This window comes from Paenibacillus sp. DP01 (assembly GCF_044784315.1).
Lineage (GTDB): Bacteria > Bacillota > Bacilli > Paenibacillales > Paenibacillaceae > Paenibacillus > Paenibacillus polymyxa.
The window spans coordinates 1,961,463-1,986,398 of record NZ_CP173059.1 but is presented as its reverse complement, the minus strand read 5'-3'; the positions used below and the strand labels follow the sequence as shown (position 1 = coordinate 1,986,398).

Sequence of the window (24,936 nt, the reverse complement as noted above, 5' to 3'; positions counted from 1 at the left end):
AGGCTTTATTCATTCTGTTAGGTGGTTTCTCACCTTCGTCAACACAGACCACAGGTCTGTCACTGCTTTTACCTCCTCATAATCCAGGTAGGCATCGTGCTTTTCGTAATATTTGACCGCCACAATCACCATCTGAATCGTCACTGGCTGTCTAGCAGCCTTAAGAACTTCTACAATACTTTCAAAGGTGGCCAGCTCAAACCAAGTTTGAACCTGACGATCTGATATCCATAGGGGAATATACTCGTCCTGTTCGTTGGTTGCGGCTGTACCGTCCTCTGCACATTCCTCCAGCCAATGCTCATCCAAATAATAAATCGGTGTTTGAACAGGGTCCTGATCCCATTGATCCACATTCACATATAACCAGTTATTATGAAGTTGCCCCACGCTGCGCACCAATTCCTGCAATCCTTCAAATACACAATAAGAAGGGCGCTCCCTGCGACGGTAATCCTCAAGTCTTGTCTCATACCTGCTCATCTCCAGCCACCCCGTTTCTGTATCATCCAAACACTTAAAATTCGCGTAACATACATTTATAACTCATAAAACCCGATATAAGTACAAGCACCTTGTCAATAGTTAAGACTACATAAGGAGATTGATCTATTCATGAAAAGAATCACCGCACTTATTATTCTGTCTATGCTCTTACTTGTAACCCCGATCTACGCTGCTGCACCAACACCTATGCTGGTTTATGTGGATCAGAGTAACCACTCCTTCATCCCGCTTCGCCTCCTAAACAGCTATGAAGGGATCACACTCAACCTGAACCCAGCAGACAAAAAAATAGAAATTGCGCAAGGCAATACCCGGCTTACATTATTTACGGGACAAGCTGCTGCTAAAGTAAATGACCAAACAGTTCGTATGCAAAATGCACCTTTTACCGATAACGGCGCTACCTATGTACCCTTGCAGTTCATCAGCCAACATCTAAATCTGCAAGTCTTATGGCAAAAAGAAACCTCAGCTGTGCGTATTACGCAAGGTACAACGTCTGTTACGCTTCCGGTACTTACCGGCAAGCTACCCGGAAGCACTCCCCCCATCACGACAGCTCATAAGAGCTTCAAGGTTGGGTCTCGTACCTTTTCCGCTAAGGTGGTCACCATCTCCATGCTCCATCCCAAGGTGAGTTTGGACGTGGCACTGGCGGGCGATACCATTGGTAAAGTGGAAAACTTAAGCAGTCTCGCCAAACGCAATCAAGCGGTTGTAGCCATTAATGGCACATTTTTTGACGCCTATACCAAAAGCTCCTACAAAACGCCTTACGGCTATTTGGTCAGCCACGGCAAGATGTTAAAAAAAAGCTCCGGCGATCAACGCACCGTCTTCACCTACGATGCTAACCATTTAGCCGAGCTCGTGTCGGGCTCTGCCTTTGAACAACGGTTAACCCAAGGCAGCGTCGAAGGTGCTCTTCAAGCTGGACCTCGTCTGGTCACGAACGGCCAGGTTTCCCTGAATGTCAAAGCCGAAGGCTTCAAGGACCCTAAAATATTAACAGGCGGCGGCGCCCGTAGCGCACTTGGAATTACTAGGGATCATAAGCTGATCCTCCTGACCACAAGCGGAGCGACTATTCCGCAGCTCGCCCAAATGATGAAGCAGGCTGGTGCTTATCAAGCTATGAATCTGGACGGCGGTGCTTCCAGCGGACTGTACTACAACGGCTCTTACCTCACCACACCCGGCCGTCAAATCAGCAACGCCATTATTGTAAAGTATCAATAGACGAATAAAGGGCTGTCTTCACGGATATGCAAGCCGTGGGGATAGCTTTTTCCTTTTTCCCAGTCTCGGTTAATCGGCTTTCACCTGTTCGAACGGCTTATCTAATCCGTTACAGGCTTATTCTGCCCCTACAATCGAATCAGACTGGTAAAGCTGTTGCTGCCTTCGCTTCCTTTTTTTAAAGAAAGGTATATACGGTTATTTTCTCTGCTGGCCAAGCATTCATAAAGTCCGGGTTGCACAGACAGGAATGACCCTCCCCATACACAATCAGGTTCCAACTCACCACCTGTGGCTTCCTCTCCTGCACCAATAAATATGTTTCCTGAGGGTACCTTCAAAAACAGCCGCACCGTCGGCTGCTCGATATGATCTGCTATCACAACCTCATACGTCCCGTCCGCTCCCAGATTCAAAAAAGCAGCGTTTCCCGCATTCAACTCCCCCAGCTCGTCCTCTTCGATGGACCACCAATCAGGCTCATCGTTCAAGCGATGCTTCAGAGCTTGCGTATCAAATAGGCAAAGAGTCGCCGTGTCTGTCGTAAATTGAAATGGATTGATTGCCATGTTCATCATGCGATCCTCCTGATAATAGCCAGCGAATTTCCGTTTTCTCACGTCTTCCGCTATCCAAATTGCTATACACTTGAGGGAAATTATCCCTGTATGTAAAGTATAACAATGCTTGCAGGGCCAGACAACATACTAGGGCTACCATCCACTCTGCATTAAAAAAGCCCTACCTCACGCTGTCGTGAAAAAGGGCCGCTTTGTGAATTTCAAGAAATCTGAACCTGCTGTTAGATCAGAAAAGATTTGGTGATAATCACCAACAAAATGAACAATACCAAAATTGCGCCTGTGGATGTCCATGCTCCACCGTAACCTACTTCACCCATATCTAAATCCCTCCTTGCGTTAAAGCTTACTCTTATCGTATGTAGAAAAGCGGATAACGACAGGGCGAATCGGCAAGTTTATTTGCCATGGAGGGGCTTTTTAGAAAATGGACTGATACGTTTCGGATGAATCAGTCATGACTCGGGATGACAACTGGCAAAGAATGTCGTCTGTTCTGCGCAGCAGCCTACTCACATCCTTCTGCTTCATCTTCTGAATGAGAGGGTTTTCTAGCTGGGATGAAAGAAATTGAGTGGTGCCTATAAATACAACAACATCCAATCCCGGGTTGGTGTCAGTATGTAATAAGTGCAACAAATCCGCCATCGACAAGAGTCTCGGAGGGAAAATGCTATTAGTTTCTTTCATATATAGAGCTTTTAACATGGAGGTCAAAGCCCAGTCACATAGGATAATGCAGCATTGGACTTGATTGTGCTTGTACAGGATTTTGGCTAGCTTCATGTGGTATTGGGATAGAGTGTGGAAATCAGTTATTGAATTATGTAGGTGTTGTGAGGGTCTGGACGGTTGAGTGGGACTTGGAATAAAGGTAGAAGGAGCTTCTTTCATATCTATTCCTCCAGAGATTCAAGAATAGTCTTATTATACGCTAAAATAATACTTATAGATATCAAAAATATTTATTGTATCTAATATTCAATGTTTTCATTTAGATTTCTTGTCTACACTTTTAGAATAGTGAGGTGTAGACGATGGAAGACAAAGAAGTCCTCAAATTAGTGGGTGCCAGAATACGCGCTTTGCGAAAAGAAAAAGGATTGTCTCAGGAGTCGCTTGGGGAAAAAGGCGGATTCCATTTTTCATACATAGGGCAGATTGAACGTGGAGAGAAAAACGTATCTTTAATAAACATAGCTAAAATCGCTGATGCACTGGATGTTAATTTGATTCAGCTTTTCGCTTATGTAAATGAGGATATTAAGGTTACGAAGCATGAAGATGGTATACAAGAAATCGTAAATATACTTCAAAAGACGAGTCCAGAGAAGGTACGTTTGGCGAGGAATGTGATACGGGAGATTATCAACTAAGAAGATTCTCAAAAATTGTGAGAGCAATCTCTTGGGAAATAAAATAAGGACCATTCTTTTCATTTTCAGAAAATCGCAGTCCTCATTTTCTATTTAATACCAAAAAGACACATCAGTTTTTTGTCGTGACCTTCTTAGATGGAATTTAACGCAACAGCCATTCCTTTATTGTCAATGTAGAAGAACCATTTTGAATGAGCGGATCTAAATTCCCAATCTTTGTCGCCTCCTCAAGTGACGCTGCTTTTATTAAATAGGCTCCTCCCGTTCCATCGCTAAATGGACCATACTTTTCAAGAGCTCCCTCTTTCTTTAACTTTTCCAGATGGTCATAGTGCCCTTTGATATCATCAGTATTGAACTTGTTTGTTCGTGTAGTAATTAATAAAAAGTAATTCATTGATTTCCCCTCCATATTTCCCTTGTAATAAAAAATATCTGGCGTTTCTTTAAGAAGATATTACAGCGTTAGCTATTGTAATAAAAGTCCTTAAAAATGAAATGCAACTATAAGGGAATTTGGTCAATTTTAGCGGATTCTCAAACTAAAACACGCCCTCAAGTGGCGTGTTTTAGTAATCACGAATCTCTACAATTCAATTCCCCTAAACCCTTACTTCCAAATTTCGTCCGCAATCTCTTTTATGAAAGCAAGCTTTTTCCATTGCTGCTCTTCGGTCAGAATATTACCTTCTTCTGTCGAAGCAAAGCCGCATTGTGGGCTGAGGCAGATGTGGTTAATGTCCACGAATTGAGTCGCTTCCTTAATGCGGTTAATGACCGTCTGTTTGTCTTCCAGTTCACCTGTTTTGGAGGAAACGAGGCCCAGTACGACCTGTTTTTCATCTTTCAGATGCTTAAGCGGTGTAAAATCACCCGCACGGTCGGTATCGAATTCGAGATAGTAGCCATCGATGTTATTGATGCCGAACAGGGTTTCGGCTACAGGCTCATAGCCGCCTGAAGATGCCCAGGTGGAATGGTAGTTACCACGGCATACGTGGGTTGTAACGACCAAATCGGCTGGAAGATCCTTCACGGCTTCCTGATTCACGCGAGCGAATATCTTTTTGGTATCTTCCACATTTTCACCCGCATGCTGTCTAGCTTGCCAATAGTTTTTATCACAGAGCATGCCCCATGTGCAATCATCCAGTTGCAGGCTGCGGCAGCCTTCATTATACAGCGCTTGGATCACAGATTTGTAGGCTTTGGCAATGTCCGTCACCAGTTCATCCAGATTGCTGTAATACGTATCGGTTGTTTCTTTATTTTCTCCGCGCAGCAGCTCAGCCAGGAACTGCGCAGGTGCCGGAATCGTTTGACGAGCAATGGCATCCTCTCCTGCCACTTGTTTCAGGAATTTGAAATCTTCAATGAAAGGATGATGAGAATGTCCGATTTTACCGGACAAGCGTGCGGTTTCCGCTCTTGTTTCCACACCTTGGAATTGGTAGCCGTTTGCAAGCTGTACCTTTTCCACGCCGTCCAGTCCCCACATAAAATCAAGATGCCACCAGGACCGTCTGAATTCACCATCCGTCACAGCTTGAAGTCCTACGGATTTTTGCTTTTCGACCAGCTTGATAATTTCTTCATCTTCAATCTTTCTCAGCTCGTCCGCAGAGATTTCATTATTTTGAAATTGAGTTCTGGCGTCTTTGATCGCTTGCGGGCGCAAAAAGCTGCCGACCATGTCATGTCTGAAAGGGGTTACTTTACGTTGGGATGCATTGTCAAGGATGCTGCTCATTAGGTTATCTCCTTTTTCGCTTCAGTAGTGAAGTTGTTGTAAGAAAGATAACATACATTTTCAGCTATAAGGTAACTCCAATAAACTATAGCTAGTTATAGCCTAAGGCTATATCAAACTTTTTTATTCCCCTATCGCCTCATGCAACGCTTCTACATAGACAGTAGCCAGCTTGGAGAGCGCGACGTTTTTATGGCAAATCCATCCTACATTAATAGACTCATCACACTCCAGAGGGACGGAAATTATCTCGTTACCGTTCAGATCCGCACTAATTACCCCAGTAGAAATGGTATAGCCGTTCAAGCCAATAAGCAGATTAAAAAGGGTCGCCCGGTCATTAACATGAATGCTTTTGGGATGCGACAACGTACTCAGAATTTCCTCGGAGAAGTGAAAGGAATTGTACTCCCCTTGCTCAAAGGACAGGTATGGATAAGGATGAAGCTGGTCAATGGTCACGCTAGACTGCCGGGATAGCGGATTATTGGCACTAATAAAGATGTGCGGCTTGGCCGTAAACAGGCTGTTGAATTGCAGATTTGCATCTTTTAGCAGCTTGTTGATGACCTTGGCGTTAAATTCGTTCAGATACAGGATTCCGATCTCACTGCGCAGGCTTTTGACATCCTGTATGATTTCATGGGTTTTGGTCTCCCGCAAAGCCAGTTCATATTCATCCTGTCCATATTGATTCACCAGATTTACGAATGCATTTACTGCAAAAGCATAATGCTGCGTGGACACAGCAAAATGCTGTGGTGAAGGCTTGGCATCCAGATAGCGATTTTCCAGCAACTCCGCCTGCTCAACAACCTGACGTGCATAACCGAGGAATTCCACGCCTTCTTTGGACAAAGAAATGCCTTTATTGGTACGTTCAAAAATGGTGATATGAATTTCTTCCTCCAGATCGCGAATCGCGTTAGACAGACTGGGCTGGGAAATGAACAACCGCTTCGCCGCCTCATTCATGGAGCCACGATTGGCAACCTCGATGACATATTTTAATTGTTGTAGGGTCAATGCATGATGTCCTTTCCGTTTGTGTTTCTTCTATTATATAATACATAATCACGCTTCTGGGCAAAGGGATAATAGAAACACCTCCTCAAAATGGTAACATCCATTTCAAGGAGGTGCTTTTCACTGCTTCTTTAGTTAACGAATTTCACCGTTTGTAGCGATCAGCTTTTGATACCAGTAGAAGCTTTGTTTACGAATGCGGCGCAGATCTTTGAGATCAAATTCCTCACGATCCACATAGATGAATCCGTAACGCTTACTGGAGCCCTGGTGGGTACTCACAAGATCAATCGCAGACCACGGACAGAAGCCGAATACGTCTACGCCGTCTGTAATAGCCAATTGAATCTGCTCGATATGCTTGTTGAAGAAGTCAATACGATAAGGATCGTTTACTACATCCCCTTCTTCCAGCTTGTCAAAAGCGCCCAAGCCGTTCTCTGTCACGATTAAGGGCAAGTGGTAGCGAGAATATATTTGACGTAATGTACTTCTAAAACCGACCGGATCAATCTCCCAGCCAAACTCTGTCTTTTGCAGGTTGGGGTTCACAGAGCCCCGGTATGCTCCGGGTTCACCCACAATTTCATGCTGATCGCCTGTATGTGAAAAATCATTTCCATCATCCAAACTTTCCCCTACAGTTTGGGAGGTATAGTAGTTAAAGGCGATAAAATCTGGATTTCCTTTCGCTAATATATCCATATCCCCTTCTTCAATAACAGGCTCATAGCCCTTCTCGACCAAATAGCTCCAGGCAATGTGGTTGTAGCGGCCAAATACAGCCATATCCAGGTAGAGCCAGTTGCGAATAGCTGCATAGTTGTCAGCTGCCAGCGTATCTTCCGGTTTGGAACTAGCTGGATAAATGACCCCAATATTCGGTGCTGGTCCAATTTTCGCATTAGGTAGCATGTCATGGCACAATACCATTGCCTTCGCCTGCGCAACTAACATATGATGATTTTGTTGATACAGTACCTTTTGTGGATTTTCCAGACTTGTATCCAATGTACCAATAGAACCAGGATGGAGAATCAGCATGTTTTGTTCGTTAATGGTTAGCCAGTATTTGACTCTGTCCCCAAAGTTCTCAAACAACGTTTTGGCATACTGCTCGAAGGCATCAATCGTTTCCCTTTTGGACCATCCGCCTTGTTGTTCAAGCGCATAGGGCAGATCAAAATGATACATAGTAACAATGGGTTCAATACCATATTTAATTAATTCGTCAATCAATGAGCTGTAAAATGCAATTCCCTTCGGATTGACTTCACCCGCGCCTTGTGGATAGATGCGTGTCCAAGCGATCGAGAAGCGGTACGCCTTAAAGCCCATTTCAGCCATCAGAGCTACGTCCTCTTTGAACATATGGTAATGATCACTGGTTACCTTAAAATCAGTGACTCCTTCGACGTGGTTAGCCATGTCAATGACAGAGGGTCCTTTTCCATCTTCGTCCCATGCACCCTCTACTTGATAGGCGGAAGTTGAACCTCCCCAGAAGAAGTTTTCAGGAAATGCCTTCAATTGATTATGTTTCATGCTATAGTCCCTCCAGTTATCGTTATATCCTTCTGATTTCGCAATTCATGTACGTGAGGATGAGCTTTCCTGTATTACACCACCAAAGTTAGCAATACTTCATTTTTTTGAATCTGCTCCTGACTTGTCTCAAATACGTCCACTTTGTTTTTCGTCAGTGTGACAATGACAGGGGTTACGATTTCGTACCCTGCTTCTATAATCTGCTCTCTGTCAAATTGGATTAACAAGTCCCCTTGTTTTACGATATCTCCCTCTTGAACAACCGGATTAAAATGCTTTCCTTTCAGCGCGACGGTGTTAATTCCGATATGAATTAATATCTCCGTGCCCGCCTTGGAAGTCAAGCCGATGGCATGTCCTGTAGGGAACAGCGAGGTTACAACTCCATCAATAGGCGCTACGACCTCACCGACAGATGGTTCAATGGCTAAGCCTTTTCCCATTGCCCCTGTTGAAAATGCCGAATCATTCACTTGGCTCAGTGGTGTAGTCTTGCCTGTGATCGGGCTATATATCGTTTCTTTCTTGATGTCAACAGCCTTAGTTGCTGTAACAGCTGGTAGAGGTTCTTCCGTCTTAACGGCCTCAACAGTTGCTGCCGTCTCCCCCTTCACTTTGCTTTCATACCCAAAAATAAGAGTCAGCACCGTGGCTACCGCGAACGAGCATGCAATGGCAATCACGTAAACCAAGGTCGGCGTATAGACTGGAATCGCAAAAATGTTGTGAAACACATAAGCCGTCATTTTCACTCCAAAATGTCCATTGATGGCACCGCCTATAGCCCCTGCGATAATGACAATTGGAATGACTCGTTTAAAGCGAAGCACCAGACCATACACAATCGGCTCTGTTACACCCGCCAGCAAGCCTGTAATACTCGTGGAACCCGCAAGGGTTCTAAGTGTTTTATCTTTTTTCGCCTTCAGGAAGATACCGAATGCGACACCAATTTGAGCAAATACAGCCGCAGCCGCCATAGCCTCAATCGGATCACCGCCAACACCGATATTTTGAATCGTGATCGGGGTAAAGCCCCAGTGAAGTCCGAAGACGACCATAAAGGTCATAAAACCGCCAAGCACAATCCCTGACAAAATGCCGCTTACACCGATTAACCATGTCACACCCGAAGAAATCCAATCTCCTACTGTTGTACCAAACGGTCCGAATGCTATTGCAGATAAAGGAACCATAATCATTAAAGCCAACATCGGAACTAAAAACAGCTGCAAATCCTTAAGAATGATCTTCTTCAAAAACTTGTCTACCAACGCATAGATGCTGATAGATATGAATATCGGAAAAACACTCGCTGAGTAGTTCATCATGACCACCGGTATTCCCAAAAACGATACATCTGAGCCTTTGTCCATCAGTCCCGTAAAGTTGGGTTCCAGTAGAGCTGCACCGATCACACCAGCTACATAAGGATTCGCTTTCAGCTTTATACCGAGCGTAATCCCTAGTAAAATCGGCAAGAAGTAAAATACAGCATTCCCGGCAGCAGACAGGATCAGATAGGTATCACTTGTTGCGGACATCCAGCCCAGCAAGGTCAAAACCGTCAAGAGGGCTTTCAGCATCCCCGAGCCTGCCATCGCCGGAATCAACGGGGAGAAGCTTCCGGAAATAACCTCAAAGATTGTGGATATGACGGATGTCTTTTTTCCGCTGGATTCGTGAGCCGTAGAGGCGTCTGACCCAAAATCCATGTTTTTCATGATTTCCGTATATACATAGGCAACATGGCTGCCAATTACAACTTGAAATTGTCCTCCGCTTTCAACAACAGTAATGACTCCCTCGTGTTTCTCAAGCGCTTCTCTTTCGGCTTTTCGTGAATCCTTCAGGTCAAATCGGAGCCGTGTAGCACAATGGACAAGCCCATTAATATTTTCTTCTCCTCCAACGAGACGTACGATATCCTCGCCCATTTTCTTATGGTCCATGTTCATTCTCCTCTTGGGCAGATTGCCTGAAAACAAAAAAATACCTAAACGAAAGGCCTGCATGATCATAGAAAATGATCACTGCCATTCATTTAGGTATCGCCTGCTTATCAGTAACAATCCTTAAATTTAAGTTGTGAGCCTACTATAAAACACTCCGAAATCGTTTGCAAGCTTTTTTTTCTAAGCATCAGCCAAATCATTTCTGGAGGTTACACGCTGTATATGAATCGTCAAATACACTTTCTCGTCAATCGACATCGCACTTTCATGCTTCAATTCCAAGTATTGATTAATTAATTGGGTGCATTGAAAAGCCCTCTCGTATTTCTCTTTGACTTGGTCATACAAGAAGTTATCCCCTGATGCTAATTGCTCTTGTTCATTGCTCAGCAAGCGTTGGGCAAAGTACTGCAAATGTGTAATAAATCGCGAATAATTAAATGAGGTTTCATCTAGGGTAATCTGATAGTAATCGGTTACAATATTGAAAATATCATCAATGACCTCTGTAATCTCAACTGTTTGTTTCATTCCCTGTCCGTCTTGTCTTGCATTAACAAAATGCATGGCAATAAAGCTTGCTTCATGCTCATCCATTTGAATGCCAAATTGAGCATGAATGATGTCCAATGCATTCATACCGATCATAAATTCTTTTTTGTAAAATTTTTTGATTTGCCATAACAGTGAATTTTTAAGTCCCACGGATTTTCTATATCGAGAGATGGCAAATTGGATATGGTCAATCAACGAAATATAGATATTATCACTAAAAATATCTCCCATTTCTTTTTTGGCGCTGCCTACAATTTCATCCGCCACCTTTAAATACTCTACAGAGGTTTCCCCAATGAGATCAATTAATTTTTGCGGAATTTTATCGGACTTTAATACAAAAGTTTTTTCTATCTTTTCTTCATCGACCCTTTGTCCATTTTTCTTTTTAAAACCCAGACCGTTCCCTATGACAACAAACTCATGACCTACCTGATTTTCGGCCCGAATGACATTGTTGTTAAATATTTGCCGGATGATCATCTATCTGCTCACCTCATTGATGTAATAACAAAGTTGGAATAACAAAAAAAACCAAATAACGACTAAGTCCATTAGTCATTATTTGGGTATCGCCTGCTTACCAGTAACAATCCCGAAGGGCACAATGCCCCTCATTCAATTACTCTTACTATACCGCTTTCAAAGCAGAATAACAATACAATCATGCCAAAAAACCGCCAAACACTCGAAATCCTTGTGCTTAGCGGTAATTTAAGTTCATGCTTAACGTTCTTTTTCTTTGCAAAATACATCTTTGGCTACCTGAACAGCTGAGGCTGCTCGCGGCCATCCTACGTAAAAGGCTAGTTGTGTAATAACCTCAATCAATTCTTCCTCCGAAATTCCGTTCTCTTTGGCCAGGTTCAGATGATAAGGAAGTTGATTCACATGCTCACCCGCTACCAGAGTAGCAACTGTAATGAGACTCCGTTCCCTAAGAGATAGCTCACTTCTTCTCCATACATCTCCAAAAAGAACTTCCTCCGTATAGCTTACAAAAGCGGGTGCCAAATCACCAATCGTTTCCCGAACACTCGATCTGATTAATTTATGCTTCATAAAATCATCTGGGCAAGTCCGTTGCCAAAGGACCAATCCTCTAATTCAGTCTCCACCAGTGTCACAAATACATCTTCTGGTCTAGTCTTACATTCAATAGATATGAGTGCGGCTAACCTTTGGTAAAAACTCTTTTTTTGTTCCGTAGTTCTACCCGATCCCATCGTAATTTGGATATAAAGCAGCTTGTCTGTTCTGGGTACATTCAAATAATCGGAACTATAATAAAATTCGCTTTGCTTATGAGCATGAAAAACCTGAAAATAATCCTTGGGCGGGACCTGAAAATGTTCAATCAAAGCATTCATGATGCAGCGGCTAATGCCAGACAGGTCCTGCTCTGTGTATTGTTGCTCCATATAGCCTACTCGTACAAAGGGCATATGCATTCTCTCCTATCCGTTGGGATAAGATGATTGTACTCTTCTTATCTTCATCTGTATAATTGAAAATAATCATAAATATATTCAACTTTATCGATGGAGATGAGTTTGTATGGATCTGAAAGAGTTAACTACGTTTCGTACTATTATTGAAGAAGGAACCTTCTCGAAAGCTGCCGCCAAATTAAACTACGCACAATCTACAGTCACGAACCAAATCCAAAGGCTAGAGAAAGAGCTGGGATTTCAGCTTTTTAAAAGAGGCTGGGATGCGGAATTAACCGCCTCTGGAAAAATGTATGCCGAAGAGGTTGACGGACTTATACGGCATTGGAATTTTGTAACGGACCAGGCGAAATCGCTGAAAAAAGAAGAGATTGGCACGCTCCATATCGGTGTGCTTGAAACGGTAGCTACTACTGCACTGCCTTTGATTCTACGACAGTTTCGTGAGCATAAACCGAAAATCACATGCCATTTTACAGTGGGAAACACAGATGCACTCTCCAAAGCTTTGTTGGACGGTACATTGGATTTTGCAATCTCCGGCGAACCTCACTCCATTCCTTCCCTACATTTCGAACCTCTGTATCAAGAACAAATTGCTTTTATCGTGTCCCGTAGTCATCCCTTCGCGGCAAGAAATGAGCTTCAGCTCGAAGATCTGTATGAGTATCCGCTTATCGTCGGAGGTAAGAACTGCTTGTATCATATACGACTGGAGAAGGAGCTTTCCCGCTTCCCGTCGATGCCTTTTTTTTATACCGTCAGTCAAATTTCGTCTATACCCTCATTTGTACATACGTTTCCTTCGGTTGGAGTGGTTCTGTCATCAATGCCTTTGCAGAAGGACCTGGTCACCATTCCTCTCCAGCTAACAGATCCGAATATCCCCATCGGACTATTACAAAACAATCAGCACCCACAATACCTGACTTCGGCCCAAAGGCTGTTTATGCAGCTGGTTAAAAAAACAGTGGGGAATGACACCCGTTGGAGCTGAAAATATTATGAGCCCATAAAAAAACCGCTAAACACCTCGATATACGAGTGTTTAGCGGTTTTCCTATGATAAGACCAAGAGGAGTTCGGCTCCTCTTTTAATTTCTATACTCTTGTGATACTCGTTATTTCGTTTCAACTGGTTTTTTCCACAGTCCCAGAATGAGCGCAGAAATCACGGAGCCAATCGCCACTGCAAGCAAGAACAGCAAAGCATGATTGGCAAGCGCTGCTACAAAAATCCCGCCATGCGGTGCTGGAAGATTGATTTGCCAGAATTGCGTCAGACCGCCAGCAATCGCTGAACCTACAATACAAGAGGTCAGGACACGCAGAGGGTCAGCAGCCGCGAAAGGGATGGCCCCTTCTGTAATAAAGGACAATCCGAGTACATAGTTTGTCAAGCCAGACTTGCGTTCTTGCTCGGTAAATTTATTTTTGAAGAACGTCGAAGCTAGTGCGATCGCCAGTGGAGGCACCATACCGCCTGCCATAACAGCTGCCATCATAGCCCCGTTTGTGTTACCGCTGGAAGTAAAGACACCGATCGAAAATGCGTATGCTGCTTTGTTGAAAGGTCCGCCCATGTCGATCGACATCATTCCGCCCAGAATCAGACCCAAAATAACCGCATTACCAGTTCCCAAATTGTTCAGAACATTGACAAGCCAAGTATTAATACCACCAAAAATTGGATCGAACAGGTAGAACATAATCGCGCCTGAAATTAGGAGTCCAAATACAGGGTATAACAAGATTGGTTTTAAACCATCCAGAGCTTTCGGCAGACCTGCAAAAGCTTTACGCAGGAAGATAACTACATAACCGGCCATGAAACCAGCTGCCAGACCGCCAAGGAACCCTGCATTGGAGTTTACAGCCATCAGACCACCGACCATACCTGGCATCAGTGCTGGGCGGTCTCCAATGCTCATTGCGATAAATCCGGCCAGTATCGGAATCAGGAAGTGAAACGCACCTGTTCCTCCGCCAATCGTTTGCAGCAATTGGAATAGTACATTATCTTCTCCAGCCACTTGTTCGATCAAGAAGGAAATCGCTAACAAGATCCCCCCGCCGACAACGAATGGCAACATATGAGAAATCCCGTTCATTAAATCCTTGTAAATTTTACTACCTACGCTGGTCTTCTCGGCTTTTGACTCTTCAGCGTTGCCTTTACCTTCACTACGGTAAATTGGTGCTTCGCCGTTCAGCGCTTTGCGAATCAGTTCTTCAGATTTACGGATACCGTCACTTACCGGTCTTTGCAATACAGGTTTACCGTCAAATCTGGCCATTTCAACCTTCTTGTCAGCTGCAACAATGACGCCTTTGGCACGACGGATTTCATCTGCTGTCAGTACGTTTTGTGCGCCTTCCGAGCCGTTCGTTTCTACCCGGATATTGACTCCCATTTCTTTCGCTTTCTTAATGAGAGCGTCTTCAGCCATAAACGTGTGCGCAATGCCTGTAGGACAAGCGGTCACCGCAACTACAAACTCGTCAGAATCAGGGTTGCCAACGATAACTTCCGGCGTTTGCTGTGCTTTGGCTGCCTCTTTCTTGGCCTCTTTTGCTTTCTTGGCAGCTTCTTCTTCCGCCTGCTTAGTATCAAATAGCTCTGTTACTTCATCCGGTGTTTGTGTATTCATCAGCTTGTCGATGAAATCAGTATCAATGAGCAACCGAGAAAGGGCAGCCAGTGTGCGAAGATGTGTGTTTGCTGCTCCCTCTGGAGCTGCAATCATAAAGAATACCTTCGCGGGTTCACCGTCCAGCGATTCGAATTCTACGCCTTTACTGCTTTTGGCAAAAACGACGGTCGCTTCATTCACGGCTTTCGTCTTGGCATGCGGCATCGCAATACCACCGCCGATTCCAGTGCTGGATTCAGCTTCGCGTTTGTATATCATTTCTTTGAACAAGGCCCGGTCATTAATACGTCCACTTGCTTCGAGACTGGTGATGAGTTCCTCAATCGCCCCGTCCTTTGTCGTTGCCTGCAGGTCCATGATCATCGTTTCTTTAATCATCAGGTCTGTTATTCTCATTGTTCACACTCTCCTAAGTTCGATCAGCGTGTAGAAACACGCATAATAAGCTCATGCTGTAGCCAGATTACCGTTTTGAAATCGTGACTTGCGGCCGTAATTGTTCAATTTTCTCTCTCGTAGCCAGATCATCGGAGAACGCGGTTGCGCTTCCGGATGCCACTCCTGCACGGAAGGCTTCGATCGGATCGCCATGTAGAGCCAGCGTACCCACGAATCCAGCAATCATAGAATCACCTGCGCCTACAGAATTTTTCACCGTTCCTGCCGGTACATTTGCGTGATACACTTCATCTGCCGTAATGAACAAAGCCCCTTCTCCTGCCATGGAAATGAGTACATTTTTTGCACCTGCTTCCAGTAGTTTACGACCGTAAGTGACGATCTCCTCCTCAGAATGAATAGTTACGCCAAACAACTCAGCCAGCTCATGATGATTCGGCTTGATGAGCAGCGGTTTATGAACCAAGGCCTTCATCAGCGCCTCACCTGTGGTGTCGATAACGAATTCAGCCCCGGTGTGCTGACATACGCGAATCAGTCGCTCGTAGAAGTCCCCTCCAAGGGATGGCGGGATGCTTCCCGACAAGACGACAATGTCATTTTTCTGGAGACTCGCCAGCTTTTGCACCAATGCATCGGCTTCTTGCTCACGAATCGCAGGCCCCAAACCGTTAATTTCCGTTTCATCACCATGCTTGAGCTTAATATTGATCCGTGTATCATCTTCGATCATTACAAAATCAGTTTTAATGGATTCTTCCCGCAATGTATCGTCGATAAACCTGCCTGTGAACCCTCCGAGAAAACCAATCGCCGTGCTGTCTGCCCCCAACTGGTTTAGTACACGTGATACATTAATTCCCTTGCCACCTGGCAGTTTTAAATCACGTTTCATCCGGTTCAAATCACCAAGCTTCAAATCGTCAACTTCCACGATATAATCAATGGAAGGGTTCAGCGTTACTGTATATATCATCGTTATCCCTCGATTATTTTAGTTTTCTGTGCGATGGATCGGCGTGAACGTTCCGGCACCGATTCAGTAATAAGGATAGCTTCCTTGAGTTCGAACAATTTGGCGAAGGTTACTTCTCCAATTTTGCTGGAATCGGCCAACACATATGTTTTGCCGGACAGCTGGTGGGCACGCCGCTTGATCAGCGCCTCTTCAGGATCAGGAGTGGTATACCCCATCTCCACGTCTACCCCGTTCGTTCCCAGAAAGCACTTGTCGAATCGGAAATTGTCCAAATTCTGTAGGGCAATACTCCCGATTACGGCTTTGGTATGAATTTTCATCATCCCTCCCAGTAGATAGCTTCTAATTCGTTTGCTTACCAGTGCTTCTACGTGGGAGAGACCATTCGTCACGACCGTCACGTCTTTAGCTTCAATGTAAGGAATCATCGCCATCGTTGTTGTTCCCGCATCCAGATAGATACATTCACCATCCAAAATTTCTTTGGCTGCCATACGAGCGACTGCGTTTTTTTGTTGAACGTTTTTGAATGTTTTTTCTTCCATGCCAGGTTCCTGACTTTTCTGATTCAGCAAGGTTGCCCCGCCATGAATCCGCTTTAACAACTGACGGCCTTCAAGATCTATCAAATCACGCCGAATCGTTGACTCAGAAGCTCCCAAGAGATCAGCCAATTCCTGCAATTTTACAACACCACGCTCTTGTAAGCGCTGTATTATTAACTTGTATCTTTCTTCCGTCAGCATCTTCATTCCCCCAACTGTTCTTATCGTACCACAAACCTAGCAAAAAACAATCATTTTTCTCCAAAAAGATTCAAAAAAATTCATTCCAACTTCATTTTTTTACAAAATGGTGAATTCCTGCTCCAATCAGCATGATTGCGTTTACATTTTAAAGAAAATTCAGCTACTTTTATGTAAATTCATTCTTCTTACATAGGAATTCAGCAGTAAACGTTCAAAAACGTTCTGACACTTTAATATGCCCCATCATATCCCTTGCTCCCTACGGTCTGGATTTGCTGTAGCTGTAATTCTCGATTCTTCAGCCAGCAAATCATAAAACTTCTTATGCCCTGGACGCGAGGGTCAGTACTGCAAGCTTGGATTAACTCAACAAGAGCCATGATTGCATGCATACCGCATTCATGGCTCACCTCATTAGGATAAATATTCACCCTCAATCATCTTCTCTAGATAATCTTCCGGCTGCGCAAGAAACTCAGCAAAGCTGCATACATCCGCATATTCTTGATGCTCCTCGTCATAATAACCAAGACACTTGTGCTTCGGATTCCATACCAAAAGGATATCCGAATAGTTATCTACGTTTAGAGACAAACGCAACAGCTTTTGCCGTCCCACCTTCATCTCAACCGTATCTATGAAAGAGAAGAACTCAACAAATTGGATACCTAAATCATTTTCTGGAAGATCCACACGGAGCTGATCTCCCATCAGAAAGGCTACAAGATCCTTAGGAAGCTTGTAGCTTTTTAAGGTATGTCGTTTATTCTCCAGATTATGAAACGCTGGTGGTTCCACAGACTTTAGATATTCGGCCATTTCCACGTTCTTATTGCTAACAGCAATCGTATATGCCCGATCTCCATCCTTTTCTGCCAGTGTCACATCAGCTCCATACTCTACCAGGTACTTAACCATCGCAAAATCATTATTTCGTGCTGCCACAGTTAAAGGAGTCGCTTTATAGGGATATACCATATTAGGGGCATTGTAATTAATATCCGCACCATGCTCCAACAGTAGTGCCACTGTGTTCAGATCATGTTTACTAACTGCGTTGCGCAGCGTTGCCCCACCGTGCTGCTTTACATCGAGGCCAAGTTCGTGAATCAGCAAGATATTCTTTTTATTGCCATAATAGGCTTGCTCATAGGCACCGGCTTTGACCTGATTTTTTCCGTCCAGCTTGGCACCATGGGCCACCACATAGCGGACAATTTCTTCTGAACAATAACGAACAGCTGTTAAAAATGCGGGACGATCTTTTGCATTAAGTTGAACACCTTGCTCCACCAACAGCTTCAACACATCCAATTGCTCGCAGATGAGCGCAAGGTCTAATGGACTTAACGTCGTATATTTGCTGAGTTTAATTTCTTGTTCGATATCCCAGCCTTCGGTCAGCGCTTGGCGTAATGCCGATATATTGCCTTCTACAATATGCATTGCGATTTCTGGAAGAACGTCAAATTTGCCGATATCTTTTAATTGGATCATCGTATACCCTCACTCTTTATGTATCTGCTATTCATGTACATCTATTTTATACCAATCTTCCGTTTACTTAAATCCGCCTGACTCCCCAGTTTACTTGCTCACTCTAATGCAAACAATTGAGAGTATAGGTGAATATGCCTTATAGAAGCTATAATTGTAGTTGATTCTTTATACTCGATGTAACGAAAAGGAGAACATATGAATAGCATTCAATACTTATCCCAATTCAATTTGCTGCATAGTCTCTCACGAGAAGATTTGATTGAAATGGATCAAATGACCTCCATTACGACTCTACCAAAAAATACATTTATTCAAACCCCAGATACCTTTTCCGAAGGGCTTTATTTTGTGAAGAAGGGAAAAGTACGTCTATATAAGCTAAATGCTGACGGGAAGCAATTTACTTTGGATATCCTCAATGAGGGGAATGTATTTGGTGAAATGGATATGATTTCATTAGGGACAAGGGATATGTATATAGAAACGATAGAAGAATGCGATATCTGCCGGATGGACAAAGACCGGTTTGAGCATTTTTTAATACAACATCCCCGGTTTATGATGAACATGATCAAGGTGCTAAGTGACCGAATCTCAGGAATGAGCAGTCTGGCCCAGCATTTAGCCTTGGGAAATTTGCAGGATAAAATTTTATATGTTCTTTTAAAATTATGCGATCAATTTGCCCTTCAAAGGCATGATGAGTATTACAAAATTGATTTCCCGCTTTCTCACCAGGAAATAGCACATTTGGTTGGAGCCACCCGTGAGGCTGTAACAACCGCTCTACAGGAGCTCGTCAAAGAAAGGGTCATTAAGACCGGCTTTAAGACAATTTACATCCATCGCCAAAAGCTAGTGAAGTTGTAAGCTACATTACATCTTTCCTCCTGACAAAAGATTTATCGTATACCTACCAGCAAATATACGATATGGAGTGATGAAATGCTACACCGCAAAGGGGCTCGCAAAAGAACAGATATCCCTACTGATGTACTTCAATTGCTACAACAGGGACAACTTGAGACTGTGAATCTTACCGAATGGCTGGCTGTAGATCATATTGTACTTCTGCGGAACGCTCTTGATGAGTTTGGATTGCAGCGATCATTCAATGTCTTCTTGACTGAATTGGATCATCTGAAGGAAAAAAAGATCATGAAAATAATACCCGCAATAGCACAAGCATGGCTTCATGTGTTTGAGCAACAAACGTTAGAAGAGCGTACTCGTATCTTTGACGCGATGGCCTCTCATCTTTCAGATAGCATTCGCTGCTGGGCTGCCTACATCATCGGGGTAGATTCCCGTTTAAGTCTAGAAGAAAAATTAGCTGGTATTCGACCATTTGCAGCAGATTCCCATTTCGGAGTACGTGAAATTGCCTGGATGGCAATGAGAGAACCTATATCCTTGCAACTGGATGAGGCGCTTGTGCTGTTAAACAGCTGGATGCGAAACAAGGATGCTAACATACGTCGTTTTGCTATAGAATTAACCCGGCCACAAGGCGTTTGGGCCAAACACATCCCTGAACTAAAAGAACATCCCGAGTTAGCCCTTCCACTTTTGGAAGTGGTTCAATCTGACCCTGTCAAATATGTTCAAGACTCGGTGGGCAATTGGCTGAATGATGCCAGCAAAACTAACCCGGAATGGGTAATTAAGGTATGTGATACATGGCTGTTGGCTTCAGATACAAAGGAAACGAAGCGAATAGTAACTCGGGCACAAAGAAGCTTGAACAAAATGAAATAATCTGGAGACTCCTCCCCATCCAATCCATAGCTAGAATATTTACATAAACTATGAGATACATCTGGAATATTAGGAATTGAGGAATTCCTATGTCTATTATCCGAATCTATCTGGAAGCAGACAGTGTTGTATCTGGGAACATTGCCATCACCACGAATATAAATGTCACTCCAATTGTCAATCGGTACACAGCCGTTGTTGTGCTCGGCAACATCCTAGGGGGAGTGACCACCATCCCGGCACAAAATTTTACGAATGATAGTGGGACTTCAGTTGCGGCAAACAGTCTGCTGGCTCCGACCAGTAACGGTTACTACAATGTATTTGTGAATGGAACGTTGCAGCGAGGCGGATTAACGACACTTTCTCCTACTAATCTAATCATAAATACTGGCTTGTTAGTTGGCGCTACCGTAGTTATTGAGGTGATCAATTTCAACACCAGCGCTTCCTCAACATCTGTCAACAACGTCACAGTAACGACCACAATAAGCGACTGAGCTACGTAAAACAGGACAAACGCCTCTTTTTTATAATTTAATAAAAGGGTAAAATTCCCTTTATAAATATGAAACAGAGGGAGTTATTTCCATGCGATTTAGTTTTGCCTATTTTCGATTTTATATTATTGCACTTATAGCACTATTCATTCTTACCAGTTGCAATTCCAAAAATGCTGTAACTACAGTCCAAATGAATTCTAATGTAGACAATACGACTCATAATACAGCCGTTGTGGACAAAGAAAGTCAACCTGTCCCACACGTCACAGAGTCGTCAGCTCATGCCGTTACCTCGGATAAGGATCTTGTGGCTCTCACCATTCCCGCTGGCTGGCGTAAATTTAAACAAGGACAACTGGATTCAGTGCTTAGTGTTTGTGACAAAGAAAAAAAGAACGTAGGTCTGGTTTTCCGTGTCCCCAAGTCAGCTTTTGCAAATAATATGACGCTCGACGAATTCGTACAGCAACGTGAAGAAATCTCCGCACTGGGCCTAGAAAACTTTAAGGCTGTGGATACTACCCCAATCCAGATTGATTCCACAACCGCTAGAACAGCCGATTATAGTGGGAATTTTCAGGGCCAACAGGTCTATTACTTCAGTGCCATGTTTGAGAGCAAACAGCATTATCTTCAAGTATTGATCTATTCAAGGGGAGGCTCAGCTATAGAAAAACATCACGAATTTGCGACAATAGCCAGCTCCTTAAAAATATTAAGCGACTCACAAGTGGAGCCTGATCTTCGTTCAACAACTATTTTAAAAACTTTTAAAAGCGAAGATGCCCAGCAACGAATCCGTCTCCCTTATGTATGGAAGGCTGGTTTAATTCTTAATCCAGATGCGTTAATTCAAGCCTGGTATGAGAAAAACGATGCGTACATGGTGGTCATCAAGGATTGGAAATCTGAACTACCTTATGAGAAATCCTCAATGATCACATTAAAAGAATACGCTGAGTTTTCAGCTCAATTAGTACTTAAAAGGTCTGGAAAAGGGATAATATTGACGGGACCAATAAAGGTCAATATTAACGGGAATCAAGGCTTGCAATACGAAGTATGGACAGAGAACGATAAAGTGAAAGTTGTATATTTAATCACTTATTTGGAGCATACCGATTCTTTCTCTCAAATTATTTTTTGGACGAGAGCTGATTATTACGATAATCAAAAATCTGAATTTCAAAGATACACCAAAACATATAGAGAAGAAGAAATATAGACATGACAAAATCCGCCAAACACTTAGAAATCTTTGTGTAAAGCGGATTTTTTCTATGTGACTATCACAGCTTGAAATCCTAAAAACTTCTCCATATTAAAATGGAACTATATCACCTTAATTCTTATCTTTTGTGGGCTAATAAGAGATTAACTATAGTATCCAGTTGAAGTTCCAGCGAATAGGGATCTTCCATCACAAACTCATCCCCTTTATCGCTGAATGAACCGTACATGTACACCTGTCCTTTTTTTACAGCCGGAAGACCCTTCCATAGCTCACTATGTAGAATCTGATTGGCCCCTTCATCTTCTGAGCCATATACAAAGATGTGATCTCCCATATACTCGGGTAAAACCTCAAGCGAAATATTTTCAAATCCTTCTTTCATATTCAATGCTTTCTTAGTGGGTGGCAGCTGTAGCATTTGATATATGGTTGGACTTCCGTAGTTACCGCCTTTCGCCACTAAAACATAGATTGATTTATTGGCGACTTGTACGATCGAAACCGTCTCTCCATCTTTAATAATACCGTCAATTTTAGTTCTAGCCTCTGCAACTTTCTTCTCATATTCAGCAATCCACTGCTCGGCTTCTTTCTGCTTACCAAATATTTCACTGATTCTGCGGAATTTATCCAGTGGTCCCGCTGTAGATTCACCCTCCCAATACGGCAGGAACACAGTCGTTCCTACCTTCTGGTAGCTGTCGATGTTCTTTTCAATTGAGCCGATAATTAAATCCGGTTGCAGTACGGTCAGTTCCTCCAAATCCATAGGAAAATCCCCGAGATCTTTGATTCCGGCTAACTTCTCTTTGGGATATCCCGATTGATCAATCCAAGCCTCATTCAACATAAAGCTTCTGACCCCTACAGGTATAATCCCCAGTTTTAAAAGATGACCCATATACTGATCCGATGCTACTCGTTTCGGGTTAGCAGGTACTTCCACATCGCCTTTTAGTGTCTTAACCGTTCTGGTCTGTGCTTGTACTGCCGCTTGTCCATCGCTGTTGGATGATGTCGCTGTATGATTAGCTTTCGTTTGCGAGCTTCCATTTGTATTCGTCGGAGCTGAGCAGGCTCCCAGCATCAATGATAAGCACAACATGATCATCATTGCTGTAATTTTGCCTCTTCCGTGCATGAATAAATCCCCTTCCGCATGATACCGATATTGATAATCAATATCAGTATAACGGGTGAAAGCTGTCCGCTGAAGGGCATATTTAAGCTTCGTTTGGGGCATATCCTGATCTTGCGCCTGGATATGCTGCTGCCGTTCTTTTTTGAATCGTACAGGAGATAGTCCCTTATATTTCTTGAAGCTGCGACTTAATGAATGAGCATCTGGATATCCCACACGCTCTGCGATCTCCTGCAAAGTGGCATCCGTCTGCATTAGCAGCTCTGCCGCTCGATTTGCCCGTATCTGGCCCAAGTAATGAATTGGACTGGTATGCATTTTACTTTTGAACAGCCTTGATAAATGTCCGGTACTGCACTCTAGCTCCTCCGCAATGGACTCTAGTGTTATAGACCGACTAAAATGCTCACAAATATAAGTTACAGCTTGCGCTACCAAGTCAGGCTTAAGGGGCTGAATGCCTTGTCGATCCAATTGATGTAACAATTCGAAGACAAAATGATGAAATAAAGCTTTGACGTGCAGTTTACCAAGTCCCGATCCCTTATGCCATTCTTGCTCCAACAGCTTCACTTTATCATACAGGGGCAGCGGGTAATGAGGTGCGAAAGCATACTGATTCTGAAAAGGATTTCCCTTTTCCAGCAATTGTGCGATCTCCTTCCGACCAGATAGGGCCAAAGTTGCCTTGTACAGAATGATGTAATATTCAAGCACATCCTCCGTCATGACGCTCAGGCACATTCCTTTTCCCCCATGCAGGACATGAAAACGATCCACCCTATGAACACTGTCATCTAACCATACCCGCGCACTTCCGCGTACAGTATATAAAAACGCACTGACCGGAAGTCTGTAGTTTCGCAATTCTTCCCCTTTATCCATTTTCTTATGGCGAACATCCATCACTTGTATAAACACATGATTCCACAATAAAATGTGTTCGTTCAACTTCATTACTACCGCTCACCCCCCATCCAAATATAAGAAAAAGCCCTGTAAAGGGCTATCTTTTTTTGTGAACCATTCAATTGTCGCTTGGATTTCCACCGATATGATTAGGTTCCAAATCGTTTGCGATAACCACATTTTCGGCACAACTCTTCCACTGCTTCTCTCTTGGAGAATCCAAAGTACAGACGGTTTGCACGCTCACCTTCCACGATCTCGGAAAAAGTTTGCTCATGCACATTTCCTAAATTAATGACGCCCTCCCCATCAAGACAGCAAGGGACCACTGTTCCATCCACCAAAACCGCCGCTTGACTGCGAAGCGCATGACAAAAGCCTTTTCCGTCATCTTCTGGTGCACTCAGGCTAGGCCATTCAAATTCGTAGTCTTGATTCAAATATACATTGGGGGCGATTTTGACCCCACTGCCCGGCATTACTTTTTCTTCAATCCGATAGTCCAGCCCAAACTCTTGCTCCAATTGCTCCAGTGTCTCGCGGTTGCGCTGACGCTGCACATTAGTCAAATTATCTTGAGTCAGGTTCCAGAGACGGAATGAAATAATGACATTGTGCTTCACAGCTTCTCTGACAAACGTGAAAATATGACCCAAATAACCTTCTCGATCCACAGAACCTTCATGCCCGTCAAAACTATGAAGAGAAAAGTTCATCTGCCGTAATGCCGGCTGACCAAGCAGCTTATGTCCGGTCTTCGGCAGCAAGGTACCATTGGTGGTAATGTTGACCTTTAAGCCTTTCTCATGCGCACTCTCCAGCAAAAGATCAATTTTGGGATGGAGCAAAGGCTCTCCTTTGACATGCAGATAAATGTAATCCGTATGCGGCTTGACCTGATCAAGCACATTCCGAAAGACTTCTGGATCAATAAATTTTTTGACACGTTGTGTCTGAGGGCAAAAACTGCATGCAAGATTGCAAATGCTTGTTATCTCAATGTATACCTTCTTAAATGTCTTCAACATAATTTCCCCATTCTAACCTTCATCCTGAACATTTGGTTTATGCTCACTAATCTTATGATTATAACGGGTTATGAACGAGAGGTAAACTCTG

General features: G+C 43.5%; 24 protein-coding genes. 7 read left to right on the top strand and 17 right to left on the bottom strand.

The features are described 5' to 3' along the window. Positions 1-9 precede the first annotated feature (9 nt). A complete protein-coding gene (locus ACH59B_RS08890; RefSeq protein WP_102997803.1) occupies positions 10-483 on the bottom strand; it encodes a hypothetical protein in 474 nt (157 codons plus the stop codon). A gap of 132 nt (positions 484-615) precedes the next feature. On the opposite strand from ACH59B_RS08890, the gene ACH59B_RS08885 reads away from it, so the two are divergent. Continuing rightward, the gene (locus ACH59B_RS08885; protein ID WP_102997802.1) at positions 616-1,746 is read left to right on the top strand and encodes a phosphodiester glycosidase family protein; all 1,131 of its coding nucleotides are present in this window, start codon (positions 616-618) and stop codon (positions 1,744-1,746) included. Between the two features lie 128 nt (positions 1,747-1,874). Here ACH59B_RS08885 and ACH59B_RS08880 read toward each other — a convergent pair whose 3' ends face one another. Continuing rightward, a complete protein-coding gene (locus tag ACH59B_RS08880) occupies positions 1,875-2,324 on the bottom strand; it encodes a DUF6386 family protein (protein WP_102997801.1) in 450 nt (149 codons plus the stop codon). Positions 2,325-2,548: 224 nt separating this feature from the next. Continuing rightward, positions 2,549-2,647: a hypothetical protein gene (locus ACH59B_RS08875; RefSeq protein ID WP_014599622.1), complete on the bottom strand. Its 99-nt coding sequence runs from the start codon at positions 2,645-2,647 to the stop codon at positions 2,549-2,551. A 717-nt stretch (positions 2,648-3,364) separates the two neighbouring features. On the opposite strand from ACH59B_RS08875, the gene ACH59B_RS08870 reads away from it, so the two are divergent. Beyond that, complete coding sequence (locus ACH59B_RS08870; protein ID WP_017425886.1) at positions 3,365-3,703, top strand: helix-turn-helix domain-containing protein; 339 nt, start codon at positions 3,365-3,367, stop codon at positions 3,701-3,703. A 145-nt stretch (positions 3,704-3,848) separates the two neighbouring features. Here the strand turns inward: ACH59B_RS08870 and ACH59B_RS08865 are convergent, their stop codons facing one another. The 8 genes from ACH59B_RS08865 to ACH59B_RS08830 all read right to left on the bottom strand — a co-directional run bounded on the left by ACH59B_RS08865 (position 3,849) and on the right by ACH59B_RS08830 (position 11,985). Further along, a complete protein-coding gene (locus tag ACH59B_RS08865; protein ID WP_016819666.1) occupies positions 3,849-4,103 on the bottom strand; it encodes a YciI family protein in 255 nt (84 codons plus the stop codon). 213 nt (positions 4,104-4,316) lie between these two features. Then, positions 4,317-5,456 carry a 5-methyltetrahydropteroyltriglutamate--homocysteine S-methyltransferase gene (locus ACH59B_RS08860; protein WP_102997800.1) on the bottom strand — a complete coding sequence of 380 codons (1,140 nt, stop codon included), beginning with the start codon at positions 5,454-5,456 and terminating at the stop codon, positions 4,317-4,319. 123 nt (positions 5,457-5,579) lie between these two features. Then, positions 5,580-6,482 carry a LysR family transcriptional regulator gene (locus tag ACH59B_RS08855; RefSeq protein WP_044785462.1) on the bottom strand — a complete coding sequence of 301 codons (903 nt, stop codon included), beginning with the start codon at positions 6,480-6,482 and terminating at the stop codon, positions 5,580-5,582. Positions 6,483-6,617: 135 nt separating this feature from the next. Further along, positions 6,618-8,027, bottom strand: coding sequence for a glycoside hydrolase family 1 protein (locus ACH59B_RS08850; RefSeq protein WP_153794931.1), 1,410 nt, complete (start codon positions 8,025-8,027; stop codon positions 6,618-6,620). A 74-nt stretch (positions 8,028-8,101) separates the two neighbouring features. Continuing rightward, entirely contained in the window at positions 8,102-9,982 is a 1,881-nt protein-coding gene (locus ACH59B_RS08845) for a beta-glucoside-specific PTS transporter subunit IIABC (RefSeq protein WP_153794932.1), read from the bottom strand. A gap of 183 nt (positions 9,983-10,165) precedes the next feature. Continuing rightward, complete coding sequence (gene licT / locus ACH59B_RS08840) at positions 10,166-11,023, bottom strand: BglG family transcription antiterminator LicT (protein WP_019686863.1); 858 nt, start codon at positions 11,021-11,023, stop codon at positions 10,166-10,168. Positions 11,024-11,266: 243 nt separating this feature from the next. Next, positions 11,267-11,602, bottom strand: a complete 336-nt coding sequence (locus tag ACH59B_RS08835; protein WP_019686862.1) for a carboxymuconolactone decarboxylase family protein — start codon at positions 11,600-11,602, stop codon at positions 11,267-11,269. After that, positions 11,599-11,985: a tautomerase family protein gene (locus tag ACH59B_RS08830; RefSeq protein WP_019686861.1), complete on the bottom strand. Its 387-nt coding sequence runs from the start codon at positions 11,983-11,985 to the stop codon at positions 11,599-11,601. The genes ACH59B_RS08835 and ACH59B_RS08830 overlap by 4 nt, the downstream gene beginning before the upstream one ends. Positions 11,986-12,097: 112 nt before the next feature. On the opposite strand from ACH59B_RS08830, the gene ACH59B_RS08825 reads away from it, so the two are divergent. Next, complete coding sequence (locus ACH59B_RS08825) at positions 12,098-12,988, top strand: LysR family transcriptional regulator (RefSeq protein ID WP_153795072.1); 891 nt, start codon at positions 12,098-12,100, stop codon at positions 12,986-12,988. 124 nt (positions 12,989-13,112) lie between these two features. Here the strand turns inward: ACH59B_RS08825 and ACH59B_RS08820 are convergent, their stop codons facing one another. The 4 genes from ACH59B_RS08820 to ACH59B_RS08805 form a co-directional block, all read right to left on the bottom strand. After that, the gene (locus ACH59B_RS08820; RefSeq protein ID WP_153795071.1) at positions 13,113-15,041 is read right to left on the bottom strand and encodes a fructose-specific PTS transporter subunit EIIC; all 1,929 of its coding nucleotides are present in this window, start codon (positions 15,039-15,041) and stop codon (positions 13,113-13,115) included. Positions 15,042-15,108: 67 nt separating this feature from the next. Continuing rightward, positions 15,109-16,020, bottom strand: coding sequence for a 1-phosphofructokinase (gene pfkB / locus ACH59B_RS08815; protein ID WP_044785455.1), 912 nt, complete (start codon positions 16,018-16,020; stop codon positions 15,109-15,111). Between the two features lie 2 nt (positions 16,021-16,022). After that, complete coding sequence (locus ACH59B_RS08810) at positions 16,023-16,769, bottom strand: DeoR/GlpR family DNA-binding transcription regulator (protein WP_016819655.1); 747 nt, start codon at positions 16,767-16,769, stop codon at positions 16,023-16,025. A gap of 417 nt (positions 16,770-17,186) precedes the next feature. Then, a complete protein-coding gene (locus tag ACH59B_RS08805; RefSeq protein ID WP_153795183.1) occupies positions 17,187-18,269 on the bottom strand; it encodes an ankyrin repeat domain-containing protein in 1,083 nt (360 codons plus the stop codon). 198 nt (positions 18,270-18,467) lie between these two features. Here ACH59B_RS08805 and ACH59B_RS08800 point away from each other — a divergent pair, with 198 nt between their 5' ends. The 4 genes from ACH59B_RS08800 (at position 18,468) to ACH59B_RS08785 (ending at position 21,758) form a co-directional block, all read left to right on the top strand. Then, on the top strand, positions 18,468-19,142 hold the full coding sequence (locus ACH59B_RS08800) for a Crp/Fnr family transcriptional regulator (RefSeq protein WP_039276986.1): 675 nt from the start codon (positions 18,468-18,470) through the stop codon (positions 19,140-19,142). A gap of 75 nt (positions 19,143-19,217) precedes the next feature. Next, positions 19,218-20,030, top strand: coding sequence for a DNA alkylation repair protein (locus ACH59B_RS08795; RefSeq protein ID WP_153795182.1), 813 nt, complete (start codon positions 19,218-19,220; stop codon positions 20,028-20,030). Positions 20,031-20,119: 89 nt separating this feature from the next. Continuing rightward, a complete protein-coding gene (locus ACH59B_RS08790; protein WP_153795181.1) occupies positions 20,120-20,530 on the top strand; it encodes a DUF4183 domain-containing protein in 411 nt (136 codons plus the stop codon). A gap of 91 nt (positions 20,531-20,621) precedes the next feature. Then, the gene (locus ACH59B_RS08785) at positions 20,622-21,758 is read left to right on the top strand and encodes a hypothetical protein (RefSeq protein ID WP_153795448.1); all 1,137 of its coding nucleotides are present in this window, start codon (positions 20,622-20,624) and stop codon (positions 21,756-21,758) included. A gap of 124 nt (positions 21,759-21,882) precedes the next feature. Here ACH59B_RS08785 and ACH59B_RS08780 read toward each other — a convergent pair whose 3' ends face one another. Together ACH59B_RS08780 and ACH59B_RS08775 are read right to left on the bottom strand one after the other, a co-directional pair. Then, positions 21,883-23,865, bottom strand: a complete 1,983-nt coding sequence (locus tag ACH59B_RS08780) for an ABC transporter substrate-binding protein (protein WP_404303620.1) — start codon at positions 23,863-23,865, stop codon at positions 21,883-21,885. A 101-nt stretch (positions 23,866-23,966) separates the two neighbouring features. Then, positions 23,967-24,845, bottom strand: a complete 879-nt coding sequence (locus tag ACH59B_RS08775; protein WP_016819646.1) for a radical SAM/SPASM domain-containing protein — start codon at positions 24,843-24,845, stop codon at positions 23,967-23,969. Positions 24,846-24,936: the final 91 nt, after the last annotated feature.